A 22,581-nucleotide genomic window follows, 5' to 3' on the forward strand; every position below is an offset into this window, starting at 1 on the left:
TGCCATCATGAACGCTGCTATGGTGTGTCGGACAGTCAAGTGCACGGTGCGACGATCCTGGAAACAATCAGGTAGACCGAATTTTCAAATGCATTAATAGCAGTCACCGTATCGGAAATTCAATTTGTCGAAGCGGAATCCATTACGCGGTGTGCCGCCGCGTGCGATGGAGGTTTCGCGTTGTTGTCTGACTTCGCTGCGATTCGCTACGCCTTTTCGGTGTCATTTGTCGTGATGGACCGGGCGCGTCATCACGCGTTGCCGGATGAGTTGCCGGTTCAATTCGACAAGGCGGCACTATCCATTCAGGTTTCAAATCCTATGGGAAGCGTGTCATGACTCACCCGATCAAGAATATCGTCATCGTGGGCGGCGGCACGGCGGGCTGGATGTCCGCCTCGTACCTCGTCCGGGCGCTCCAGCACCACGCGAACATCACGCTCGTCGAATCCGCGGCGATCCCCCGGATCGGCGTGGGCGAGGCGACCATCCCGAGTTTGCAGAAGGTGTTCTTCGACTTCCTCGGGATACCGGAGCGGGAGTGGATGCCCCAGGTGAACGGCGCGTTCAAATCCGCGATCAGGTTCGTGAACTGGCGGAAGTCTGCCGATGGTTCGCGCGGCGATCACTTTTACCATTTGTTCGGCAACGTGCCGAACTGCGACGGCGTGCCGCTGACCCACTACTGGCTGCGCAAGCGCGAACGGGGCTTCCAGCAGCCGATGGAATACGCGTGCTACCCGCAGACCGAGGCGCTCGACGGCAAGCTGGCGCCGTGCCTGGCCGACGGCACCCGCCAGATGTCGCATGCGTGGCACTTCGACGCACACCTGGTGGCCGACTTCCTGAAGCGCTGGGCCACCGAACGCGGGGTGAAGCGCGTGGTCGACGAGGTCGAGCAGGTTCACCTGAACGATCGCGGCTACATCGCCAGCCTGTCCACCAAGGAAGGGCGCACGCTGGAAGCGGACCTGTTCATCGACTGCTCCGGCATGCGCGGGCTCCTGATCAACCAGGCGCTGAAGGAGCCCTTCATCGACATGTCCGACTACCTGCTGTGCGACAGCGCGGTCGCCAGCGCCGTGCCCGCCGACGACGCGCGCGACGGGATCGAGCCGTACACGTCGGCGATCGCGATGAACGCCGGGTGGACCTGGAAAATCCCGATGCTGGGCCGGTTCGGCAGCGGCTATGTGTTCTCGAGCAAGTTCACGTCGCGCGATCAGGCCACCGCCGACTTCCTCGATCTTTGGGGGCTCTCGGACAAGCAGCCGCTCAACCAGATCAAGTTCCGGGTCGGGCGCAACCGGCGCGCGTGGGTCAACAACTGCGTCGCGATCGGGCTGTCGTCGTGCTTTCTGGAGCCGCTGGAATCGACGGGCATCTACTTCATCTACGCAGCGCTTTACCAGCTCGTGAAGCACTTCCCCGATACGTCGTTCGACCCGCGGTTGGCCGACGCATTCAACGCCGAAATCGTCTACATGTTCGACGACTGCCGGGATTTCGTGCAGGCGCACTATTTCACCACGTCGCGCGACGACACCGCGTTCTGGCGCGCGAACCGGCACGACCTGCGGCTGTCGGACGCGATCAAGGAGAAGGTCGAACGCTACAAGGCGGGGCTGCCGCTGACCACCACGTCGTTCGACGATTCCACGTACTACGACACCTTCGACTACGAATTCAAGAACTTCTGGCTGAACGGAAACTACTACTGCATTTTTGCCGGCCTGGGGCTGCTGCCCGACCAGTCGCTGCCGCTCTTGCGGCACCGGCCGGAGTCGATCGACAAGGCCGAGGCGATGTTCGCGCGAATCCGGCGCGAGGCCGAGCGTCTGCGAGCGAGCCTGCCGACGAACTACGATTACCTGCGCTCGCTGCGCGAGGGCGATGCGGGGCTGTCCCGCAGCCAGCCGGGGCCGACGCTCGCGACGCCGGAGATCCTGTAGTGGACCGCGCCCCGGACCGGGTACGCGCGATCGCGGCCACGCACGCTGCCGTGGCGGCCTGCGACCCGCTGCAGGCGCGCGCGCTCGTCCTGCGGCTGCCGGGCCTGAACCGTCGACGGGACGTGCCCGGCATCGTCGGGTTGCTGCGCGAGTTCCTCCCGGCGCGCGGCATGCCCTCGGGCTGGGGCTTCGTCGAAGCCGCCGCCGCGATGCGGGACATCGGGTTCTTTCTGGGATCGCTCAAGCGGCACGGACACGAGCCCGTGGACGCGGTGCCCGGGCTCGAACCGGTGCTGCTCGACCTGGCGCGCGCGACCGACCTGCCGCCGCGCGAGACGCTGCTGCACGTGACGGTCTGGAACCCCGCGGCGGCCGACGCGCAGCGCAGCTACACCGGGCTGCGCGACGAAGCGCACCTGCTCGAGAGCGTGCGCATCTCGATGGCGGCGCTCGAGGCGGCCATCGCGTTGACCGTCGAGCTGACCGACGTGCCGCTGCGCTCGCCCGCGTTCGCGCAAGGGTGCGACGCGCTGGCGGACTATCTGCAAAAAATGGTCGACTCGATCGTCTACGCGTATCGCTTCATCTCGGTGCAGGTCTTCTACGACGAGCTTCGTCCGTACTACGAACCGATTCGAGTCGACGGCCAGAACTACCTCGGCCCCGGTGCCGTGGAAATGCCCCTCTTCGTGCTGGAGCACGTGCTGTGGGGCGCGCAATCGGACCACCAGGGTTATCGGGAATTCAAGGAGACGTACCTGCCCTACGTGCTTCCCGCGTTCAGGGCGATCTACGCGCGGTTCGCCGGGCGGCCGGCGCTCGTCGACCGCGTGCTCGGCGAAGCGCAAGCGGCTCGTGCGCGGGGCGAGCCGGTCCAGGCCGGGTTGGCGGCCCTCGACCGCGTATTCGAGGTCCTGCTGCGCTTTCGCGCGCCGCACGGCAAATTGGCCGAGCGTGCGTACGAAGTCGGGCGAAGCGGCCCCACGATCGGCAGCGGCGGGTACGCGCCCAGCATGCTCGGCGATCTGCTCACGCTCACGCGCGCGGCACGGTCACGCGTTCGCGCCGTGCTCGACGCGCGCTGACGGCTCGGCGCGGGCGGCGGCCATGTGTTCCATCTCACCAGGAGAGTTTGCCTCATGACTCAGCAGAGCCCCGCGAACGGGCGCGACAACAACCACTACGACGTGATCATCCTCGGCTCGGGCATGTCGGGCACCCAGATGGGGGCCATCCTGGCCAAGCAACGGTTTCGCGTGTTGATCATCGAGGAATCGTCGCACCCGCGCTTCACGATCGGTGAATCGTCGATCCCCGAGACGTCGCTGATGAACCGCATCATCGCCGATCGCTACGGCATTCCGGAGCTGGACCACATCACGTCGTTCTATGCGACGCAGCGTTACGTCGCATCGAGCACGGGCATCAAGCGCAACTTCGGCTTCGTGTTCCACAAGCCCGGCGAGGAACACGACCCGAAGGAGTTCACGCAGTGCGTGATTCCCGAGCTGCCGTGGGGGCCGGAGAGCCACTATTACCGGCAGGACGTCGACGCGTACCTGTTGCAAGCCGCCATCAAGTACGGCTGCACGGTTCGCCAGAAGACGAGCGTGACCGAATACCACGCCGACAAGGACGGCGTCGCGGTGGCCACCGCCCAGGGCGAACGCTTCACCGGCCGGTACATGATCGACTGCGGCGGCCCGCGTGCGCCGCTCGCGACCAAGTTCGGGCTGCGCGAAGAGCCGTGCCGCTTCAAGACGCACTCGCGCAGCCTCTACACGCACATGCTCGGGGTCAAGCCGTTCGACGACATCTTCAAGGTCAAGGGGCAGCGCTGGCGCTGGCACGAGGGGACCCTGCACCACATGTTCGAGGGCGGCTGGCTCTGGGTGATCCCGTTCAACAACCACCCGCGATCGACCAACAACCTGGTGAGCGTCGGCTTGCAGCTCGACCCGCGCGTCTACCCGAAAACGGACATCTCCGCGCAGCAGGAATTCGACGAATTCCTCGCGCGGTTCCCGAGCATCGCGGCGCAGTTCCGGGATGCCGTGCCGGTGCGCGACTGGGTCAAGACCGACCGTCTGCAGTTCTCGTCGAGCGCCTGCGTCGGCGACCGCTACTGCCTGATGCTGCACGCGAACGGGTTCATCGATCCGCTTTTCTCCCGTGGGCTCGAGAACACCGCGGTAACCATCCACGCACTCGCGGCACGCCTGATCAAGGCGCTGCGCGACGACGACTTCTCCCCCGAGCGCTTCGAGTACATCGAGCGCCTGCAGCAGAAGCTGCTGGACCACAACGACGACTTCGTCAGCTGCTGCTACACGGCGTTCTCGGACTTCCGCCTGTGGGACGCGTTCCACAGGCTGTGGGCGGTCGGCACGATCCTCGGACAGTTCCGGCTCGTGCAAGCTCATGCGAGGTTCCGCGCGTCGCGCGACGAGCGCGCCCTCGATCATCTCGACGACGATCCCCCGTATCTCGGGTACCTGTGCGCGGACATGGAGGGGTACTACCAGTTGTTCAACGACGCCAAAGCCGAGGTCGAGGCCGTGAGCGCGGGGCTGAAGCCTGCCGGGGAGGCCGCGGCGCGGATTCACGCCCTCATCGACGAACGCGAATTCGCGAAGCCGATGTTCGGCTTCGGGTACTGCATCACCGGCGCCAAACCGCAGCTCAACAACTCGAAGTACAGCCTGCTGCCGGCGATGAAGCTGCTGCACTGGACGCAGACCAGCGCGCCGGCGGAGGTGAAACGGTACTTCGACTACAACCCGATGTTCGCGCTGCTCAGGGCGTACGTCACGACCCGCATCGGCCTGGCGCTGAAGTAGTCGACCGACCCCGGAACGAAAATGATAGACGACGTTCAATTGAATCAAGTGCGTGCCAGCGAACATCCGTCGGCGGCGTATGACGCGACCACGCGCGTGGCCGCGAGCTGGTACGTGGCGATGCGCTCGGACGACCTCAAGGACAAGCCGACCGCGTTGACGCTCTTCGGCCGCCCGTGCGTCGCGTGGCGCGGCACGACGGGCCGGGCCGTGGTGATGGACCGCCACTGCGCGCATCTTGGCGCGAACCTGGCCGACGGGCAGATCAAGGATGGGTGCATCCAGTGCCCGTTTCACCACTGGCGGTACGACGAGCACGGCCAGTGCGTGCATATTCCCGGCCACAGCGCGGCGGTGCACCGGCTGGAGCCTGTGCCGCGCGGGGCGCGCCAGCCGACGTGGGTCACCGTGGAGCGATACGGTTACGTGTGGGTCTGGTACGGCTCGCCGCAGCCGCTGCACCCGCTGCCCGAGATCGCCGCGGCCGACGTGGACAACGGCGACTTCATGCACCTGCACTTCGCGTTCGAGACGACGACGGCGGTCTTGCGGATCGTCGAGAACTTCTACGACGCGCAGCACGCGACGCCCGTCCACGCGCTGCCGGTCTCGGCCTTCGAGCTCAAGCTCTTCGACGATTGGCGCGCGTGGCCGGAGGTCGAATCGCTGGCGCGGGCGGGCGCGTGGTTCGGCGCCGGGATCGACTTCACCGTGAACCGGTACTTCGGGCCGCTCGGCATGCTGTCGCGCGCGCTGGGCCTGAACATGTCGCAGATGAACCTGCACTTCGACGGCTACCCCGGCGGATGCGTGATGACCGTCGCGCTGGACGGAGACGTCAAGTACAAGCTGCTTCAGTGCGTGACGCCGGTGAGCGACGGCAAGAACGTCATGCACATGCTGATCTCGATCCGGAAGGTGGGCGGCGTCCTGCGCCGCGCGACCGACTACGTGCTGTTCGGGCTCCAGACCCGGCAGGCCGCGGGGTATGACGTCAAGATCTGGAACGGGATGAAGCCGGACGGCGGCGGCGCGTACAGCAAGTACGACAAGCTCGTGCTCAAGTACCGCGCGTTCTACCGGGGGTGGGTCGACCGCGTCGGCCGATAGCGGTGCCGCGGCGATGCCGAGGATTGCTGGCGACATCGATATGCCTGATACGCGATGACAAGATGGTCGGGTCGCGCCCGGCCGGCGATTGTATCGATCGAAGCGAAGCGGGCGTGCCTGCGCGTAGGCACGCCAACCGCATGCGCTGCGGCGTGGGTAAATCCCGGTTAAAGGCACGCTGTACGGCAATTGAATTCGATATTCAGAGCAATCGGTATCCACGGCAGTGCGACGGCGCAAACGTGTGCGGCCATGGTGCGCGTCGCGCCGTCGGCGACGTATCGAAGCAGGCAAATGCCATACGCAGGTCATCTTGGATCGGGACAATTCGAAAACTCCGCCAGTGATCTCGATCTCGCTGAATGGCTCTGGTTGGATTGGGCGATGGCGTTATCCCGTCACGCGGCGCATTTCCGTCGAAATGCCTTCGCCATCTTTACGATGTCGCATCAAAACATAAATTTATGTAAGAACATAAAATTCACCATTGGGCATGGTAATTTTAAAAAGAAGAACAAACGGGGAAATAATAAGTATGGCCAAGTCGGAAAAAGCATCCGGGTTGATGCTGGTCGCCGGTTCCATCGGCTCTTCCGCGGTCGATGGCGGCAATGCGCTGCGCGTGCAGCCATTTGCGGTGCGGGTCTTGTGTGTGTGGGTCATCACGTGCTGTTTTTTCGTCGTCTATCGAGGCGAGATGCTGCCCTCCGGGGCGAAGACCGAGAGCACGGATCGCCTCGAATATTGCGCGGACATACACGGCATGGGCGCACTTCAAGCCGCCCTCGTCCTGGCTGCCGACAGGGCCGCCGGTTTCAACGTCGCCACGCGCTTGGGATGGCGCGTATCGCTGATGCGGGCCGCAGCAGGCATGGGCGCCGGCAAACGATGAGTGCGCAAACGACCTCCCCTGCATCGTGGTTGCTGCATGCGCGTGCGCCGATAGGGCGCGACGGTCCCGTGCGCATGTGGGGACGTTTCCCGACTGTAGACACCATCCGTTAGATCTTACCTGTGCCGGGGCGGCGTGCGCCGGCATTGCTTGACGTCCGGAACGACACGAATTGAATCATCAACCCAGAGCGGGCACGGCTTCCGTGCTTGCTGTCCGCGGCAGCGTTGCCGCGACCCTGTGCATCGCGGCGCTTGCGTTCGCTTCGCTGCACGCCCTGGCGGCCGATACCCCGGAACATCCATCCCCGCCGGCCGCGCCGCGTGCAAACGTCGCGTTTTTCGACGGTGCCCAGCCGCCCGAGGGCTTGCTGCAAGCGTTCGACGCCGTAGTGCTCGATCCCGCCCGGGGCTTCGATCCGGCGACGCACCCGCTCGCGCATACCGTTTGGGTCGCACGCGTACCGCACGGCGCGTCGGGCCCGGCACTCGGGCCGGCGGCGTTTGTCTCGCAGCGCATCGAGCCGTTGTGGGCGCGTGGTTATCGCGGCTTCCTGCTCGACACGCCGGAGGCGATCGCCTCGAGCGAGGCAATTCATGCGGCTTATCCAGACGCTCGTCTGATCGTCGGCGGCAACGATGCGCTGCGCGCGGCGCAACCGCATGCGAACGTGCTTTACGCGGTGCTCGGTCCGCCGCTGGTGCGCGGTTTCATGGACGGCGACGACATGCGTGCGGTACGCGACGTCGCCGCCGCAGACCGCACCGCGCGCGTCGACACGGCGCGGATTTTCATGCGTGAGACGCACGTGCCGGTGTTGTCGCTCGAGATCTGCGAGCGCACCGACCGGGCATGTGCCCGCGCGACGGCCGCCCAGGTCGTCGCGACCGGCGTGACGCCGTACGTGACGGACGCGGGCCGTGACGTCGTCGGCATCGGTGCGATCGAAGTGCTGCCGCGCAAGGTGCTGATCGTACAGAACCGCGACGCCGATACGCCAGTGGACGAAACGCGTGGCGTGCGCGACCTCGCGATGCCGCTCAATTATCTTGGCTACGACGTCGAATACGCGGATCTCGACGCACCGCTGCCGACCGATATCACACCGGACCGTTACGCGGGCGTCGTCGCCTGGATCGAAGGCGCGGAGCCCGCCGATCCTGCGAGATGGCGGCGCTGGATCGATGCGCGCATCGCGGATCACGTGCCGGTCGCGTTCATGGGACAGTTCGGCTTCGACGCCGCGCAGGAAGAGGGCGCGGCACTCGATCTGCAGCCGGTGCCCGGCCCGTTCAGGGCGCCGCTCAGCGTCGTGACGCGCGATCCGATGATGGACTTCGAGATCGATCCGAGGCCGGATGCGCGCGATCTCGTCGGGATGCGCGTCGGATCGCACAGCCGTGTGCTGTTGCGGCTTGCGGCGGCAGGCACGAACGTCGACGCGGCCGCGATCACGCCGTGGGGCGGCTATACGCTGAGTCCGTACACGGTCGTTTCGCTGAACGGCATCGGGCAGACGCGTTGGGCGATTCAGCCGATCTCGTTCGTGACCGACGCGTTGCGTCTCGTGCGGATGCCATCGCCGAGCGTCACGACCGAGAACGGCCGGCGCCTGTTCATGACGCACGTCGACGGCGACGGCTATGCGTCGCGCGCGGAATTCCCCGGTGCGGATTATTCGGGAGACGCGCTCTATCGACGTATCTTCACGCGCTACAAGGTGCCGATGACGTTGTCGGTCATCGAAGGCGAAGTAGGGCCGACCGGCCTGTATCCGAAACTGTCGCCGCGCCTCGAGGCGCTCGCGCGGCAGATGTTCGCGCTGCCGTGGGTGCAGATCGGTTCGCATACCTATTCGCATCCGTTCCAGATGGCCGACCTCGATGCGACGACGGGCGCACGCGTCGACCACCGGAACAACGTCGAGCGCGGCAACGGCGGCGACACGGCGTTCTCGCTGGATATCCCGGGCTACACGTTCGATCTCGACCGCGAGATCGCCGGCTCGATCGCCTACATCGATTCGCGCCTCGCGCCGCCGGGCAAACGTACCGAAGTGCTGCAATGGCCGGGCGACTGCGAGCCGCCCGCGGTCGCCGTGCGCAAGGCCTATGCGGCCGGCGTCCAGAACATCAACGGCGGCGACACGATCATTCGCAAGTCGGTGAACAGCTGGACCCATATTGCGCCGCTCGGCGTCGACAAGGGGCCGGGCGCGTACCAGGTATACGCGCCGAACCAGGACGAGAACGTTTACACGAACGACTGGCAGGGCCCGTTTTATGGTTTCACGCAGGTACTCGAAACCTACGACATGACGGAGCATCCGTATCGCTTCAAACCGATCGACGTGTACTACCACATGTACAGCGGCACGAAGCTCGCGTCGCTGCGCGCGCTGGACCAGATCTACTCGACCGTGCTGAAGCAGCCCGTGCTGCCTGTCTACATCACCGATTACACGCACAAGGTGCTGGACTGGCGCGGTTTCGCGGTCGCGCGCGAAATGGCCGGCGGCGCATGGGTCGTCCGCGGCAACGGCGACGTGCGCGAATTGCACTGGCCGCGCAACGACGTGCCCGACCTGCGTGCGTCGCAGGGCGTGACCGGTTATGCGCCCGGCCCGGACGGCCTCTATATCCATATTGCCGACGGCGCCGCACGTGTCGTGTTCGAGCGCGACACGGAGAACGGATTGCGCGGCGAAGTTCAACCGCATGGCCCGGGCAGGACACCGTACATCGCGCAAGCGAACGGATTCGTCCGGAACTTCCATCGAACCGCCGACGGGATGTCGTTCGAGTTCGGCGGCTACTACCAGCCGTTCGTCGAGCTCGCCGACGCGCAGCGGTGCCGTGTGCGCATCGCCGGCCGACCGATCGACGCTCGGCGCGACGGAACGGCGCTTCGTTTCGAAACGGCGGCCGACGTCCGTCAGCCGATGCGCTACCAGCCGGTCGAGATCGCGTGTGACCGGTAATCGCCCGCGTATCGCGCCGCCATGGCTCGTGCTGGTGCTGGCAGGCGTCGTGCTGCTGGCTGGCTATGCGGTTGCACCACATGACGGGTTGCGTGAGCGGATGGCCGCGGTTGGCGGCCCGAGCGATCTGAGCGCGGCGTATCTCGAAGCATGGGTGAAAGTGCGGCCGCGCGACGAAGTGCTACTGGCGATGCTCGGTGAGCAATATGTGTCGCTGGGCCGGCTCGCGGATGCGGGGCGGGTCGTTCAACGAATGGACGAGGCGGCTTCCCCGCCACTGCGGCAGGCCGCGATGAAGCTGCGGCTCGCGATCGCGCAGCAACGCACGAACGAGATGCAGGCCGACGATCCGCGCCGTTCCGCTGCGCTTGCCGCACTGCGTCTGCAGCTCTCCGACGCAGCCGCGCTCGACTGGTCCGATCGCGATCTCGAATGGTTCGCGCAATCCGCGGCATCGGTCGGTGCCCCCGCGCTCGCGCTGCGTTTCTATGTGCGCCTCGCGCGGCGCGACACCGCACATCGCGATACGTGGGACGAATACGTGTCGCGCTACGCGCTGCAGATCGGCGACTACAAGGAGGCGGCCGACAGCTGGTTCCGGCGTCAGCAGAACGCGACGACGCTCGGCGCGCGGCGACGCTGCTTCATCGCGGGCATTCGTGTGCTGCAGGCCGGCAATCTGACCGCCGATGCAATCGCGGTTGCGCAGCGCCAGAACGACGCGTTCATCGACGATCAGCCGACGCTCGTTGCGTTGCTCGATCTCGCACGGGCAGCGCAGCGGCCGGACCTGATCGAGCGGTATGCGAAGGCGTTGGCGCGGCGCGCAGGAATCGGCGGGATTGCCTATCGGAGCAGGCGCGCGGGCCGCGTGCTCGCCATGCCGGCGGTTCACTGGTCGGGTTCGACGCCGCAGACGTACGCGTATCTGGACGGTCCGATGGTATGGGGCCGCGCACGTCGCGGTAGCGTCGCGCTGCAGCTCCGGGCAGGCCAGGGCGGCCACGGCCTGTTCATCGATGCGGCGCAAGCGCAAGTCACCGCACGGACGCAACCGCGGGTGCATATCGTGAAGGTCGCGCTGCGACGACGCGACGCAATGATGCGCCTCGCCGTCGCGACGCATGTATCGAAGCATGCGGCAGCTGTGCAACTTCCGTCGCCGCCGGCTGCCGATGGGGCGGACATTGCCGATCTCCTCTATCAGTCGTTCCTGGAGTCCGCCGATCCCGCCAATGCGCAGAAGGTCGCGCTCGCGCAGCTCGCCAAGGAATCGCATTCGGCGCTGTGGCGCAAGCGCCTGGCGCAGGTGGCCGAATGGAACGGGTCGTCGCAGCTCGCGCTGAAATCCTGGCTCGACTATGCGCGACAAACCGGCGACCCCGTCGGCTGGCGGAACGTTCGGCGCATCGCCCCGATGCTGGACGACGACGCCCACCTGGCCGCTTTGCTGCAGGCGGCACGGGCGACGCCCGACGATCTCAAGCTCGTCGATTCCATCACGGCGACGTATGAGCGCCTCGGGCGGCCGGACGACGCGATCGCGTTCCTCGACCGTCTACCGCACGGCCGTGAAGCGAACGCGCTCGACGAACGCGCCGGTGCGCTCGCGGAACGCGCCGGCCACGACGACGAGGCGCTCGTGATTTACCGTCGGCTGCAACGGCGCGAGCCGCGCAATCCGCGCTACGCGCTGCACACCGCCAATGTTCTGTATCGCGACGGAGACTACGCGGGCGCACTCGATGCAATGACGAACGCGAGCCGTTACGCGCAGGACGGCGAAGTGGCGTTCTGGCGCAACTATGGCGAACTGGCGCGCCTGCTGCAACGCGACGACGCGGCGCACGACGCGTATCGTCACCTGCTGGCGAGCGATGCGGCGACACCCGACGATCTGGCCGACATGTCGTACTTCTACGATGCGTACCCGATCGACGCCGGCCGCATCTCGGCGCTCCGCTACCGGCGCGACCATACCGTGCGCGCGCTGCAGCAGGCGGTCTACTACTACACCGCGGCCGGCGCGATGGAGCGCATCGACGCGCTGCTCGCGAGCCTCACGCCGCAGGAGCGCGAGGCAGCCGAGGCGTCGCCGGGTTTTCTCGGCGTCCGCGCCGAGTACGAGCGGCAAGCCGGCCGTCCGCTCGATGCGTTGCGCGATCTGCGGCATGCGGTCGATCTGCCGGGCGCATCGGCGGATCTGAATGCGGCGCTATTGTGGACGCTGGTCGATTACGGCACGGATGCCGAGTTGCGCGCGGCGCTCAACCGCTGGCGCGACAAGGCTTCGGCTGACGCGCCGCTGTGGGGGCCGTATGCCGCGGCCGAACTCCGCCTGAACCGGCCCGTCGATGCGCTCGAATATCTGCGCCGTCAGGCCGTGATGATGTCGCACGATCCGCTGTGGCTGCTCACGTACGCCGATGCGCAGGAAATGGCGGGGCGTCCGGATCTCGCGTGGTCGATTCGTCGCAAGGTGTGGCTGCAGATCGGCGCATTTGGCCGGACGCAGGCGCGGCAGACGCCGCAGGAACGGGATGCACCGTCCTCGCTGCCGCGACGGACGACGCAGGAGCCGCAAGACGCGCAACCCGTGCAACGCGGTGTTCCGGCGCGTACATCGCAGGACATCGAGACGCGCCTGGAACTGCGCAGCCGCGGCGTCGATCTGGCCGCGCAATATTCGAGCGCCGACCACGCGGTCGCGCTGCTCGACGCACTGCTGAAGGACGGCTCGGCGACTGCCGATTTCGTCAGCGAGCGCCGTACCTTGCTCGGCGACGCACGCGGTCTTTCGCCGCTCGAGTCGTCGGCGCGGGGTAGTACGAAATCGATGCACGACATGCTGGAAAAAGATCACCGTGCGTACGCGGCAGTCGCGCAGGAGGTGGCGATTACGTGGGCGCTGTCGCACGAGGCGAATCCGCTTGCGAAGCGGTGGCTCGCGTTGCAGGCGGCAAACCTGTTCGCGCGGCCGGCGTCCGCGCAATTGACCGTCGCGCTTGCCGACGGCGACATCGGAACGATGGAGCGTCTGCTCGATCAGGGCGTGCGCTTGCCGCGCTACGACCGGATCGATGCGGCCGTAGCTGTCGATCGTCCGGGGCAAGCACAAGCGCTCGCGTTCGACGGCCTCGATGGCGCGCCCGACGACAGCGAAATGCATCGGCGTCTCGTCGAAACCGCGCTCGCGTGGCCGCAGTCGCTCGACGCGAGCATGACGACCTACGCCGAACGTCCGCTCGATTACAGCGAGCAGACAATCGCGGCAAGCCGCAAGATCGCCGGGCATTACCTGATCGGCATGACCGCCACGCTGGACCTCCAGCGATCGACGGACGCGTCGCAACTGGTCAACGTGCCGTCGGCGGACCGCTCGCTGATCTTCCATGCCAGGTGGCAGACGCGCGACGATGCGTTCACGATGAGGGCGGGCCGCCGCGAAGGACTCGACGCCTTCTATACGATCGGACTGGGCGTGGAATTCGGACGCAACGGACCGCTGCAGTTCGGCATGCGTGCGGGCCGCGATCAGGTCGCCGACGAGCTGCCGACGTTGCGCATCGGCGGGATGAAGGACAACCTGATCGCCGATGGAAGCTGGCAGGCGAACGAACGCGTGACGGTGTCCGGCAGTGTCGAGATGGACCGCTTCTACAGCCAGGCGCGCACCTATCTCGGGAGCGGCGTGCTGTCGACCGCGCAGGTGAGCTACCGAATTCGCACGGCATACCCGGACTATACGATCCGCGTCGTCGGCACGCACGGCGATTATGGTGCGGGGGGGCGGGCGGACGCGCTGATTTCGTCGCTTCTGCCTGCCGCGAGCCGGTCGGCCTCCGCAGGAAATTTCATGCCGGCCACGTACACGCAATACGGATTGTTCGCGGGGTTCGGGACCGATCTGCGCGAACGGTACACGCATCGGTGGCGGCCGTTTCTCGAGGTCGGTGTCGTGCACGATTCGATCCAGGGCGGCGGAGCGGCCATCGATGCCGGCATGGCGGGTTCGGTGTTCGGCGGGGATCATGCCGCATTGTTCATCCAGCACCAGCGTGTCTCACGCCTCGGTACGCCTGTGACGGTGGTCGGCGCGCAATACCGCTGGTTTTATTGATTCCGGTTTCCATCGTTGTGCGGCGCGAACGGAACGACGCACACGATGACGCATACAACGAAGTGAGTAGGGAGTGGTTCGATGAACGAGATGAACGAAGCGGCTGTACGGTCCGGATGGTTGCGCTGCGCGGAGGCGGCCCGGCTCGTCCGCTGGGGCGCGGCGATCGCGATGTCGGCGGCGGTGCTCGCGGGCTGCGGCTCGATGCGACAGACCGCGGCGCCGACGCTCGCGGCCAGCGATGCGGTGGCGATCGCACCGATTGCGAACTTCACCGAAACGCCCGCAGCGGGCGGGAGCGCCGCGGCGCTCGCGGCGACCATATTGCGCGCGAACGGGCTGGCCGACGTGCGTCTCGCGCCGGTCGACGGAGACGGCAACGCGATGTTCGACACCGCGCAGCGCGACACGGGCGAGCGTCGGCTCGCGTGGGCGCGCGAGCATCACGTGAAGTACGTGCTGGCCGGCGCCGTCGAGGAGTGGCGCTACAAGGTGGGCGTCGACGGCGAGCCGGTCGCGGGCCTGACCTTCGAACTCGTCGACGTCGAGTCGGGCCGGGTCGTCTGGAGCGCGGCGGGTACGCGCAGCGGCTGGAGCCGTTCGAGCCTGTCGAGCGTCGCGAATGCACTGGTCGGCCGCCTGCTCGCGCCGCTGCGGCCGCGCTCGTGATGCGCGCTCGACACGACTGGACCGGGAGACGACCATGAGCGCCGCGAACGCTACCGGCAACCCTCACGGCGGGAGCGGCCCTGCACCGGCGTCGCCTCGATCGCGTCAGGCGAATCCGTTCGGGCACCTGAGTACGGTACGCCGTCTCGTCGCGCCTGCCGCTGCACGGCCGATTTCGGTCGTGGAAACGATCGTGTTCATGCTGATCGTGCTCGCGCTTGCGTGGCACTTCGACCGGAACGATCCGCTGCTGCTGCATGCGGACTTTCCGTGGCTGTGGTTCGGCCCGCTCATCGTCGCGCTGCGTTACGGGACGCTGCTCGGGTTGCTTGCGAACGCGTTGATGATCGGCGCATGGCAATGCGTCGCCCACCTGCATCCTGCCGCCGCCGGCGAAGCGTGGCCGCTGCAGCGCTTCGCCGGCGGGTTGCTGCAGACGATCGTCGTCGGCCATTTCGGCGACACGTGGGGCGCTCGCGCAACTCGGGCGAACGCGCTCAACGACTATCTGAACGACCGGCTCGTCGCGATCACGAAGAGCCACTACCTGATGCGTCTGTCGCACGAGCGGCTGGAAAAGGATCTGCTGTCGAAGCCGACCACGCTGCGGGATTCGATCACCGAACTGCGCCGTCTGTCGCTCGCGCACGGATTCGATGCGCCGCCGCAGGGTGTGGCGAGCACGGTACGGCTACCCGGTGCGCACGCGCTGCTCGAATTCGTCGCGCAGGCGTGTCAGATCGAGGTAGCGGCGCTGTATCCGGTCGAAGGCGCGACGCACTCGCCCGCAATCGTGTGCGAACCGGTTGCGCGGCTCGGCGATGCATTCGATTTCGATCCGCGCGACGGCCTCGTGGCCCGCGCGCTCGAGACGAAATGCATCGCCCATCCGAAAAGCAGCGGCGACGTGGCGCCGAATACGGCGCTGCTGGTCGTCGCGCCGGTCGTGTGCGCCGACGGCCGCCTGATCGCGTTGCTCGCGATCAAGCGCATGCCGTTTCTGTCGCTGAACTTCGACAATCTGCAACTGCTGCTGGTGCTGCTCGGCTATTACGCCGACGGCGTCGAGCATGCGGCGTGCGTGCGGGACGTGGTGGCGGCAGTACCGGCGTGCCCGTACGAATTCGCGCTCGAGGTCGCGCGTCTGACGCGCCTGCAGCGCGAGTCGGGGATCGCGTCGTCGGCGGTCGCGCTCGTGTTCCAGCACGACGAGGCGGACGATTCGCTGTTCGAGCACGTGATGCGCGGGCGCCGTTCGCTCGATCTCATCTGGCCGTTGAAGACGCCGACGCAATCGGTGCTCGTGAACCTGATGCCGGCGACCGATACGGCCGGCGTCGACGGCTATCTCGCACGCGTCGAGGCGAGCCTCGATGCGCAGTTCGGTCTCGATCTCGAAGGCGCGCGCATCGGCGTGCATACGTTGCATCTGGGCAGCCTCGAACCGGGGCCGGCATTGCAACGCCTGCTGAAGGGAAGCGGCATCCATGTATAGGCTGCGATCCGGTTCGTGGGCCCCCAGCGCGTTACGGGTGCCCCCGGCGTCGATGCTGGCCGCACTCGCGTCGTCCGTCGGCATTGCGATCGTCGCGGCGCTGCAGTATGCCGTGCTCGCGCGGTTCGGCGGGTTCGCCCAGGCCGGGGCGGCGATACCCGTTCCCGCACCGCCGGTCGCCCCCCTGTGGCCCGCGTTCGGCGCGATGGTGGTGGGCGGCGCGGCGCAGGCGGTGCTGTACCGGCAGTTGCTGCCGCAACGTTACCGAACCCCACGCAACGGGACGCTCGCGGCGCTCTGGCTCGCCTGTACGTTCGTGCCTGTCGGCGGCGGCCTCGTCGTGCTGGCCAGCTGTGCGTGGGCGGCTTGCTGGCCCGCGAAGCAGGGCGACGACGCATACGCCGACGTGCCTTTGCCCGAGTTCGTCACCTATCTCGTGTCGCGCGTCTCGCACGGCGGCGGCGCGCGTCTGCAGGCGCGTCTCGTGAATACCCGGGTGGCCGCGTCGGATCGTCTCTCCGCGCTCGTTGCGATCCAGAACATGCCGACGCGCACGACCGGCACGCTGCTGCGCGATCTGCTCGCCGATCCTCTCGAAGACGTGCGGCTCATCGCATACGGCACGCTCGACCGCGCCGAGAACGAGATCGCGCAGAACATCTTCCACGCGCAGCAGACGCTCGACGCCGCCCACGACGACGCAACGCGCCAGGCGACCCACCGCCGGCTTGCCGAGCTGTACTTCGAGCTGGTCTATCAAAATCTCGTGCTCGGTGCGGTGCACGGGCACACGCGCGAACAGGCCGACCGCCACGCGCAGGCCGCGCTCGCAATCGATGAAGGCGACGCGGCGATGTGGCTCGTTCGCGGCCGCCTCGCACTCGCGACCGGCGACGCGGACGCGGCCATGCAATACATGAGCCGTGCGCTCGAATGGGGCTTTCCGCGCGAGCGTCTCGTGCCGTGGCTGGCCGAGGCCGCATTCCTGCGCGGCGAGTATTCGCGCACGGCCGAGCTGCTCGCGTCGCTCGGCAACGCCGCCGCGCTGCCCGTTCTCAATCCCGTCGTAAGTTACTGGTCGTCATGAAACCGTCCATTCACCGCCGTGCCGGTCCGTCGACCGCGATCGACGTCTGCCTGCTGCTCGAAGGCACGTTCCCGTATGTCCGAGGCGGCGTATCGAGCTGGGTCAACGAGATGATTCGTGCATACCCGCTCAAGCACTTCGCGATCGTGTTCATCGGCAGCCGGGAAGACGACTATCATGGCGCCGCGTACGCATTGCCCGACAACGTCGTCCACTTCGAGTCCCATTATCTGTATGGCGACGTGCCTGCCGATGCGGGCAGCGCACGGGAGATTCCCGGCAACCCCGAAGCGTTCAAGCGTTCGGCTGCGCTGCACGATGCGTGGCGCGGGCAGGACACGGACGGTGCCGCGGCGAACCCGGCTGCGCTGATGGCCGATCTCGTCCAACTGATCGACGACGACGGACCGCTGAACGAGCGGCAGTTTTCCACCAGCCGCGCGGCGTGGGACTTCATCGTCGAGCGTTATCATCGCTATTGCACCGACCCTTCCTTCACCGACTACTTCTGGACGGTGCGGATCATGCACAAGCCGCTGTGGCAGCTTGCGCGGATCGCACGCGGACTGCCGCCGGCGCGCGTCTATCACACCGTATCGACGGGTTATGCGGGCTTTCTCGGTGCGCTGTTGCATTACCGCACGGGCCGGCCGTTGCTCGTTTCCGAGCACGGTATCTATACCAAGGAACGCAAGATCGATCTGCTGCAAAGCGAGTGGATCCGCGACAACCGGGGCGCGTTCGAGCGGGACGTATCGACGATCAGCTATTTCCGCGCGCTGTGGGTGCGTTTCTTCGAAGCACTCGGCAAGCTCGCCTACGACGCGGCCGACGAGATCGTCGCGCTCTACGAGGCCAATCGGCACCGTCAGATTGCCGACGGCGCCGATGCCGCCCGGACGCGCAACATTCCGAACGGCGTCGACGTGGACGGCTTCGCGCCGCTGCTGGACAAGCGGGACGGCGGCCCGCGCCGCGTCGTCGCGCTGATCGGCCGTGTGGTGCCGATCAAGGACATCAAGACATTCGTCCGCGCGATGTTCATCGCATCGCGGACGATGCCGGAAATCGAAGGCTGGATCGTCGGGCCGGAAGAAGAGGATCCCGCCTATGCGCTGGAATGCCGGGCGCTCGCGCAGAGCCTCGGGCTCGCGACGACGGTGCGCTTTCTCGGCTTCCAGCGGATTCACGACATTTTGCCGAAAGTCGACGTGATCGCGCTGACGTCGATCAGCGAGGCGCTTCCGCTCGTCGTGCTCGAAGGCTTCGCGGCCGGCGTGCCGTCGATTACCACCGACGTCGGGTCTTGCCGGCAACTGATCGAAGGGCTCGGAGAGGACGACCGCGCGTTCGGGACCGCCGGCGCGGTCGTGCCGATCGCGAATCCTGCCGCGTTCGCGCAGGCGGCGCTCGACCTGCTCGGCGACGCGCAGCGCTGGCAGGCCGCACAGCAAGCCGGTCTCTCCCGTGTCCGCCGCTTCTACACGCGTGCACAGATGATCGACCGGTATCGGGCGTTGTACGATGCGCTCGCGATCGCTCCCGACCGGATGCGTCGCGGGCAGCCGTTCGAAGCCGGCTGCCCGGTGCACCGTGCACGGGCGGGCGTGGCTGCATCCGGCTCGAGCAAGGAGGGCCGCTGATGGCCGGCATCGGCTTCGAATTGCGCAAGATCCTGCGGCAACAAACCCTCTTCGGCGTCGCGCGCGCATACGCGTATGCGGGGCTGATCAGCTCCGGGCCGCTGATTCTTTCGATATTTGGGATCCTGATCATTGGCGTGATGAGCGTCGCGTTCGTGATACCAAAATATGCGATCGTCCAGTTTCAAGTGTCGGTGACTTACCTGATCGCGTGCAGTCTGATTCTGACCGGGCCGCTGCAATTGTCGTTCACGCGCTTCATCTCCGACCGGGTGTTCGAAAAGCGCGACGATCTCGTGCTGTCGAACTATAACGGCGTGGCGCTCATTGCCACGGCGGCATCGGGATGCGTCGGCTTCATCGCGGTGGCGGCGGGATTTCGCGGTGAGCCGCTGCTGTATCGGCTGCTGATGGTCGTGGGATTCGTCATCGTCAGCAACATCTGGATCGCGGTGATCTTTTTGTCCAGCGTGAAACAGTACCGGCAGATTCTTGCGGTGTTCCTGGTCGGCTATGGCTGCACGGTCGCGTTCGCGCTGATGCTGAACCGGCAGGGCATCTGCGGCCTGCTCGGCGGTTTCGTCGCCGGGCATCTCGTCTTGTTTGCCGGGCTTTCGGGGTTGATCTACCGAAACTACCGCAGCGATCGCTTCGTGTCGTTCGACTTGCTCGACCGGCGCTTCGCGTATCCGACGCTCGCGCTCGTCGGACTGCTGTTCAATCTCGGCGTATGGCTCGACAAATTCATGTTCTGGTATGCGCCGGGCACGGGGGCGCAGGTGATCGGCCCGTTGCATGCATCGGTGATCTACGACATTCCCGTGTTCATCGCGTACGTTTGCGTGATGCCCGGGATGGCGACGTTCCTGGTACGCATCGAGGCGGATTTCGTCGAGTATTACGATGCGTTCTACGAAGCCGTGCGCAGTGGAGCAACGCTGCGGCACATCAACGACATGCGCGACATGATGGTCGGCAGCGTGCGCACCGGGCTGTATGAAATCATCAAGGTGCAGGCCGCCGTGCTGGTGCTGATCGTCGCATTCGGTCACTGGCTGCTGGCGGCCCTGAATATTTCGACGCTGTACCTTCCGCTTCTGCTCGTCGACGTGATCGCCGCGAGTCTGCAGGTGCTGCTGTTGGGTTTGCTGAACGTGTTCTTCTATCTCGACGCGCGTCGGCTGGTCGTGGCGCTGTCGGCGGCTTTCGTCGTGCTCAACGGCGTGCTGACCGGCATTACGCTATGGATGACGCCGGATGCATACGGCTACGGCTTCGCGCTTGCGCTGCTCATTCTCGATGTCGCGGCGGTGCTGTTGCTCGACCGCAAGTTCGGCCGCCTCGAATACGAAACCTATATGTTGCGTCATTGAGGGGATATGTTTTCATTCCGAATCCGTCGGTCGCGCAGGCGGCCGACGTTGGCAGCGGCATCGTCCGTCGCTGCCATCGCAGTCGTCATCTTGGGCGCGCTGTGCGGGCGGCCAGGACATGCGCAGCCCGCACCGCCCGTATCGTCGCCTGACGCGTGCGATCCGGCCGATGCGATGCGTCCGCATTCCGTCGCGTTCTTCTACGGCAACGACGTGCCGGTTCGTCAGCTGGAGAAGTTCGATGTCGTTGTCGTCGAACCCGACAGCGGCTTCGATCCACGCGCGCAAGACGTGCGATGCCCTGCATGGTTCGCCTATGTGAGCGTCGGCGAAGTCACACCAGAGCGCGACTATGCGCGCAGGATCCCGAAACAGTGGTTGTTCGGGCGTAATACGACCTGGGCGTCGGCGGTCGTCGATCAGTCGGCACGAGGGTGGCCGTCGTTTTTCGTCGAACAGGTGATCGCGCCGCTGTGGGCGCGTGGTTACCGCGGCTTCTTTTTCGATACGCTGGATTCGTACCAGCTCGTCGCGAAGACGGAAGCGGCGCGCGCGAAGCAGGCGGCTGGCCTTGTCGCGGTGATCCGCGCGGTGAAGTCGCGCTACCCGAGCGCGCAACTGATCCTGAACCGCGGCTTCGAGATCTTGCCGAGGGTGCACGACGCGATCGCCGCGGTTGCATTCGAATCGCTGTTCGGCAGCTGGGATCAGCGCAACCGGCATTACGGCGCCGTCCCTGCAGCGGATCGCGACTGGCTGCTCGCGCAAGCAAAGGCAATTGAAGAGCGCTACGCGCTACCGGTGATCTCGATCGACTATTGTGCGCCGGACGATGCGGCGTGCCGCAGCACGATCGCCGCGAAGATTCGCGCGACGGGTCTCATTCCGTACGTGACGGATGGTGCATTGCGCACCGTCGGCACGGGCCCCGATGCGGCGGCATCACGGTAATGCCGCGAGACGAGGTTGGGCGGAGGTTGACGCATTCGGCGTCCTGCTGGACTGTTTTGTCGATCTGTGTCGAGAGACGGGTGTGCGCGGCTACGCGGCCGCGGGGGATGATCGGTTCCTGGAGCCCTATAAGGCAGGCCTCAAGCAGTTCGCCACGTCGTTCGACGTCGTTCGTGGCCTCACTGCGGACAACGCGACGCAGCAGCGTCGTCTCGAGACACTGCGCGACATGCATCGGAAGGTGGCGGAGGTCGACGACAAGCTGATCGCCATGCGGCGTGACGTCAATGCCGGTACGCAGCCTGCCAACGCGCTGATCGACTACTTCAAGCAGGGCGACGACAAGCAGTTCATGGATCGCTATCGAGCCGTGGCCACCGAGCTGAACGAGGCCGAGCAGTCGCTGCTCGATCAGCGTTCAGGAGAGGTGGCCAGCTTGACTGCGTTGACCAAGTTGACGCTCGCGGCGGCAGGCATCATCACCGTCATCCTGTCGATCGTGCTGGGAACCGTCATCACGCGCGGCATCATGCGGTCGCTGGGTGGCGAGCCCGCCGACGCCGCGGTCGTGGCCGGGCGGATTGCCGAAGGCAATCTCGAAGCATCCGTGCCGGTCGCGCCGAACGATCGCGGCAGCCTGATGGCATCGCTCGAATCGATGCGGCGGCAACTGAGCGGCATCGTGTCGGAAATTCAGTCGACCGCGGAATCGATCACGACTTCGGCTGGTGAGATCGCGCAGGGTAACCTGGACCTCTCGCAGCGAACGGAAGAGCAGGCGGCTTCGCTCGAGGAAACGGCGGCCAGCATGGAGCAGCTGACCGCGACGGTTCGTCAGAATACGGAAAACGCCAAGCAGGCGAATGCGCTTGCGGGCAGCGCGTGCGAGGTCGCGATGCGCGGCGGCGAAGTGGTGAGCCAGGTGGTCGACTCGATGCGTGCCATTGCGAACAGTTCGGGCAAAGTGGCCGAAATCATTACCGTGATCGAAGGGATTGCGTTCCAGACGAACATCCTCGCGTTGAACGCGGCCGTCGAGGCCGCGCGTGCGGGCGAGCAGGGGCGCGGCTTTGCGGTCGTGGCCGGCGAAGTGCGCACGTTGGCGCAACGCAGCGCGAACGCGGCCAAGGAAGTGAAGGATCTCATCACGGGTTCGGTGGAGAGCGTGGCGCAGGGGTCGCAGCAGGTCGAACGCGCGGGCACGACCATGTCGGATATCGTGCAGTCCGTGCGGCGCGTGACCGACATCATGAGTGAAATCGCATCGGCGTCGGACGAGCAGGGAACGGGTATCGAGCAGGTGAACGTCGCCGTCGGCCAGATGGACTCGGTCACGCAGCAGAACGTGGCGCTCGTGGAGCAGGCATCGGCAGCGGCGCAGGCGATGGCGCAGCAGGCAACCACGCTGCGCGAGGTGGTCGGGATATTCAGGATCGGTCGCGCGCTCCCGCACTGACGGGCTCGGCCTC

Annotated in this window: 15 protein-coding genes; 14 read left to right on the top strand and 1 reads right to left on the bottom strand. The window is 66.1% G+C overall.

Annotated elements, in window-relative coordinates:
• The first annotated feature begins 335 nt into the window (after positions 1–335).
• The 5 genes from A9Z05_RS19560 to A9Z05_RS19580 all read left to right on the top strand — a co-directional run bounded on the left by A9Z05_RS19560 (position 336) and on the right by A9Z05_RS19580 (position 6,794).
• Positions 336–1,952 (top strand): tryptophan halogenase family protein, encoded by a 1,617-nt coding sequence (locus A9Z05_RS19560; protein ID WP_069619540.1) that lies wholly within the window; start codon positions 336–338, stop codon positions 1,950–1,952.
• Positions 1,952–3,037: a monodechloroaminopyrrolnitrin synthase PrnB family protein gene (locus A9Z05_RS19565; protein WP_069619541.1), complete on the top strand. Its 1,086-nt coding sequence runs from the start codon at positions 1,952–1,954 to the stop codon at positions 3,035–3,037. Before A9Z05_RS19560 ends, A9Z05_RS19565 begins: the two co-directional genes overlap by 1 nt.
• Before the next feature lie 54 nt (positions 3,038–3,091).
• On the top strand, positions 3,092–4,792 hold the full coding sequence (locus A9Z05_RS19570; protein ID WP_069619542.1) for an NAD(P)/FAD-dependent oxidoreductase: 1,701 nt from the start codon (positions 3,092–3,094) through the stop codon (positions 4,790–4,792).
• Between the two features lie 24 nt (positions 4,793–4,816).
• Positions 4,817–5,902 (top strand): Rieske 2Fe-2S domain-containing protein, encoded by a 1,086-nt coding sequence (locus A9Z05_RS19575; protein ID WP_034175623.1) that lies wholly within the window; start codon positions 4,817–4,819, stop codon positions 5,900–5,902.
• Positions 5,903–6,437: 535 nt separating this feature from the next.
• Positions 6,438–6,794: a hypothetical protein gene (locus A9Z05_RS19580; protein WP_034175538.1), complete on the top strand. Its 357-nt coding sequence runs from the start codon at positions 6,438–6,440 to the stop codon at positions 6,792–6,794.
• Between the two features lie 109 nt (positions 6,795–6,903).
• Here A9Z05_RS19580 and A9Z05_RS36275 read toward each other — a convergent pair whose 3' ends face one another.
• The gene (locus A9Z05_RS36275; protein ID WP_124478279.1) at positions 6,904–7,170 is read right to left on the bottom strand and encodes a hypothetical protein; all 267 of its coding nucleotides are present in this window, start codon (positions 7,168–7,170) and stop codon (positions 6,904–6,906) included.
• Here A9Z05_RS36275 and A9Z05_RS37860 point away from each other — a divergent pair.
• The 9 genes from A9Z05_RS37860 (at position 7,063) to A9Z05_RS19625 (ending at position 22,568) form a co-directional block, all read left to right on the top strand.
• On the top strand, positions 7,063–9,774 hold the full coding sequence (locus tag A9Z05_RS37860; RefSeq protein ID WP_256122032.1) for a sugar ABC transporter: 2,712 nt from the start codon (positions 7,063–7,065) through the stop codon (positions 9,772–9,774). The two genes, A9Z05_RS36275 and A9Z05_RS37860, sit on opposite strands and share 108 nt — an antisense overlap.
• Positions 9,764–13,894 carry a tetratricopeptide repeat protein gene (locus A9Z05_RS19590; RefSeq protein ID WP_069619544.1) on the top strand — a complete coding sequence of 1,377 codons (4,131 nt, stop codon included), beginning with the start codon at positions 9,764–9,766 and terminating at the stop codon, positions 13,892–13,894. Before A9Z05_RS37860 ends, A9Z05_RS19590 begins: the two co-directional genes overlap by 11 nt.
• Positions 13,895–14,065: 171 nt before the next feature.
• Positions 14,066–14,563, top strand: coding sequence for a penicillin-binding protein activator LpoB (locus tag A9Z05_RS19595; RefSeq protein ID WP_084044344.1), 498 nt, complete (start codon positions 14,066–14,068; stop codon positions 14,561–14,563).
• 34 nt (positions 14,564–14,597) lie between these two features.
• The gene (locus A9Z05_RS19600) at positions 14,598–16,058 is read left to right on the top strand and encodes a PelD GGDEF domain-containing protein (RefSeq protein WP_069619545.1); all 1,461 of its coding nucleotides are present in this window, start codon (positions 14,598–14,600) and stop codon (positions 16,056–16,058) included.
• 52 nt (positions 16,059–16,110) lie between these two features.
• Positions 16,111–17,145 carry a hypothetical protein gene (locus A9Z05_RS19605; RefSeq protein ID WP_069619546.1) on the top strand — a complete coding sequence of 345 codons (1,035 nt, stop codon included), beginning with the start codon at positions 16,111–16,113 and terminating at the stop codon, positions 17,143–17,145.
• Positions 17,142–18,788 (top strand): GT4 family glycosyltransferase PelF, encoded by a 1,647-nt coding sequence (gene pelF / locus A9Z05_RS19610; RefSeq protein WP_069619547.1) that lies wholly within the window; start codon positions 17,142–17,144, stop codon positions 18,786–18,788. The genes A9Z05_RS19605 and pelF overlap by 4 nt, the downstream gene beginning before the upstream one ends.
• Entirely contained in the window at positions 18,788–20,161 is a 1,374-nt protein-coding gene (pelG, locus tag A9Z05_RS19615; protein ID WP_069619548.1) for an exopolysaccharide Pel transporter PelG, read from the top strand. Before pelF ends, pelG begins: the two co-directional genes overlap by 1 nt.
• A 174-nt stretch (positions 20,162–20,335) precedes the next feature.
• A complete protein-coding gene (locus A9Z05_RS19620; RefSeq protein WP_069619549.1) occupies positions 20,336–21,112 on the top strand; it encodes an endo alpha-1,4 polygalactosaminidase in 777 nt (258 codons plus the stop codon).
• A complete protein-coding gene (locus A9Z05_RS19625; protein WP_371090902.1) occupies positions 21,093–22,568 on the top strand; it encodes a methyl-accepting chemotaxis protein in 1,476 nt (491 codons plus the stop codon). Before A9Z05_RS19620 ends, A9Z05_RS19625 begins: the two co-directional genes overlap by 20 nt.
• Positions 22,569–22,581 lie beyond the last annotated feature (13 nt).

This window comes from Burkholderia sp. A2 (genome assembly GCF_001729305.1).
GTDB lineage: Bacteria > Pseudomonadota > Gammaproteobacteria > Burkholderiales > Burkholderiaceae > Burkholderia > Burkholderia sola.

What these genes read in the sequence shown, in the direction of transcription:
- A9Z05_RS19560 (WP_069619540.1), top strand. Translation starts at nt 336, where the DNA reads ATGACTCACCCGATCAAGAATATCGTCATCGTGGGCGGCGGCACGGCG.
- A9Z05_RS19570 (WP_069619542.1), top strand. Translation starts at nt 3,092, where the DNA reads ATGACTCAGCAGAGCCCCGCGAACGGGCGCGACAACAACCACTACGAC.
- A9Z05_RS19580 (WP_034175538.1), top strand. Translation starts at nt 6,438, where the DNA reads ATGGCCAAGTCGGAAAAAGCATCCGGGTTGATGCTGGTCGCCGGTTCC.
- A9Z05_RS19595 (WP_084044344.1), top strand. Translation starts at nt 14,066, where the DNA reads ATGTCGGCGGCGGTGCTCGCGGGCTGCGGCTCGATGCGACAGACCGCG.
- A9Z05_RS19600 (WP_069619545.1), top strand. Translation starts at nt 14,598, where the DNA reads ATGAGCGCCGCGAACGCTACCGGCAACCCTCACGGCGGGAGCGGCCCT.
- A9Z05_RS19605 (WP_069619546.1), top strand. Translation starts at nt 16,111, where the DNA reads ATGCTGGCCGCACTCGCGTCGTCCGTCGGCATTGCGATCGTCGCGGCG.
- pelF (WP_069619547.1), top strand. Translation starts at nt 17,142, where the DNA reads ATGAAACCGTCCATTCACCGCCGTGCCGGTCCGTCGACCGCGATCGAC.
- pelG (WP_069619548.1), top strand. Translation starts at nt 18,788, where the DNA reads ATGGCCGGCATCGGCTTCGAATTGCGCAAGATCCTGCGGCAACAAACC.
- A9Z05_RS19620 (WP_069619549.1), top strand. Translation starts at nt 20,336, where the DNA reads ATGCGTCCGCATTCCGTCGCGTTCTTCTACGGCAACGACGTGCCGGTT.
- A9Z05_RS19625 (WP_371090902.1), top strand. Translation starts at nt 21,093, where the DNA reads ATGCGGCGGCATCACGGTAATGCCGCGAGACGAGGTTGGGCGGAGGTT.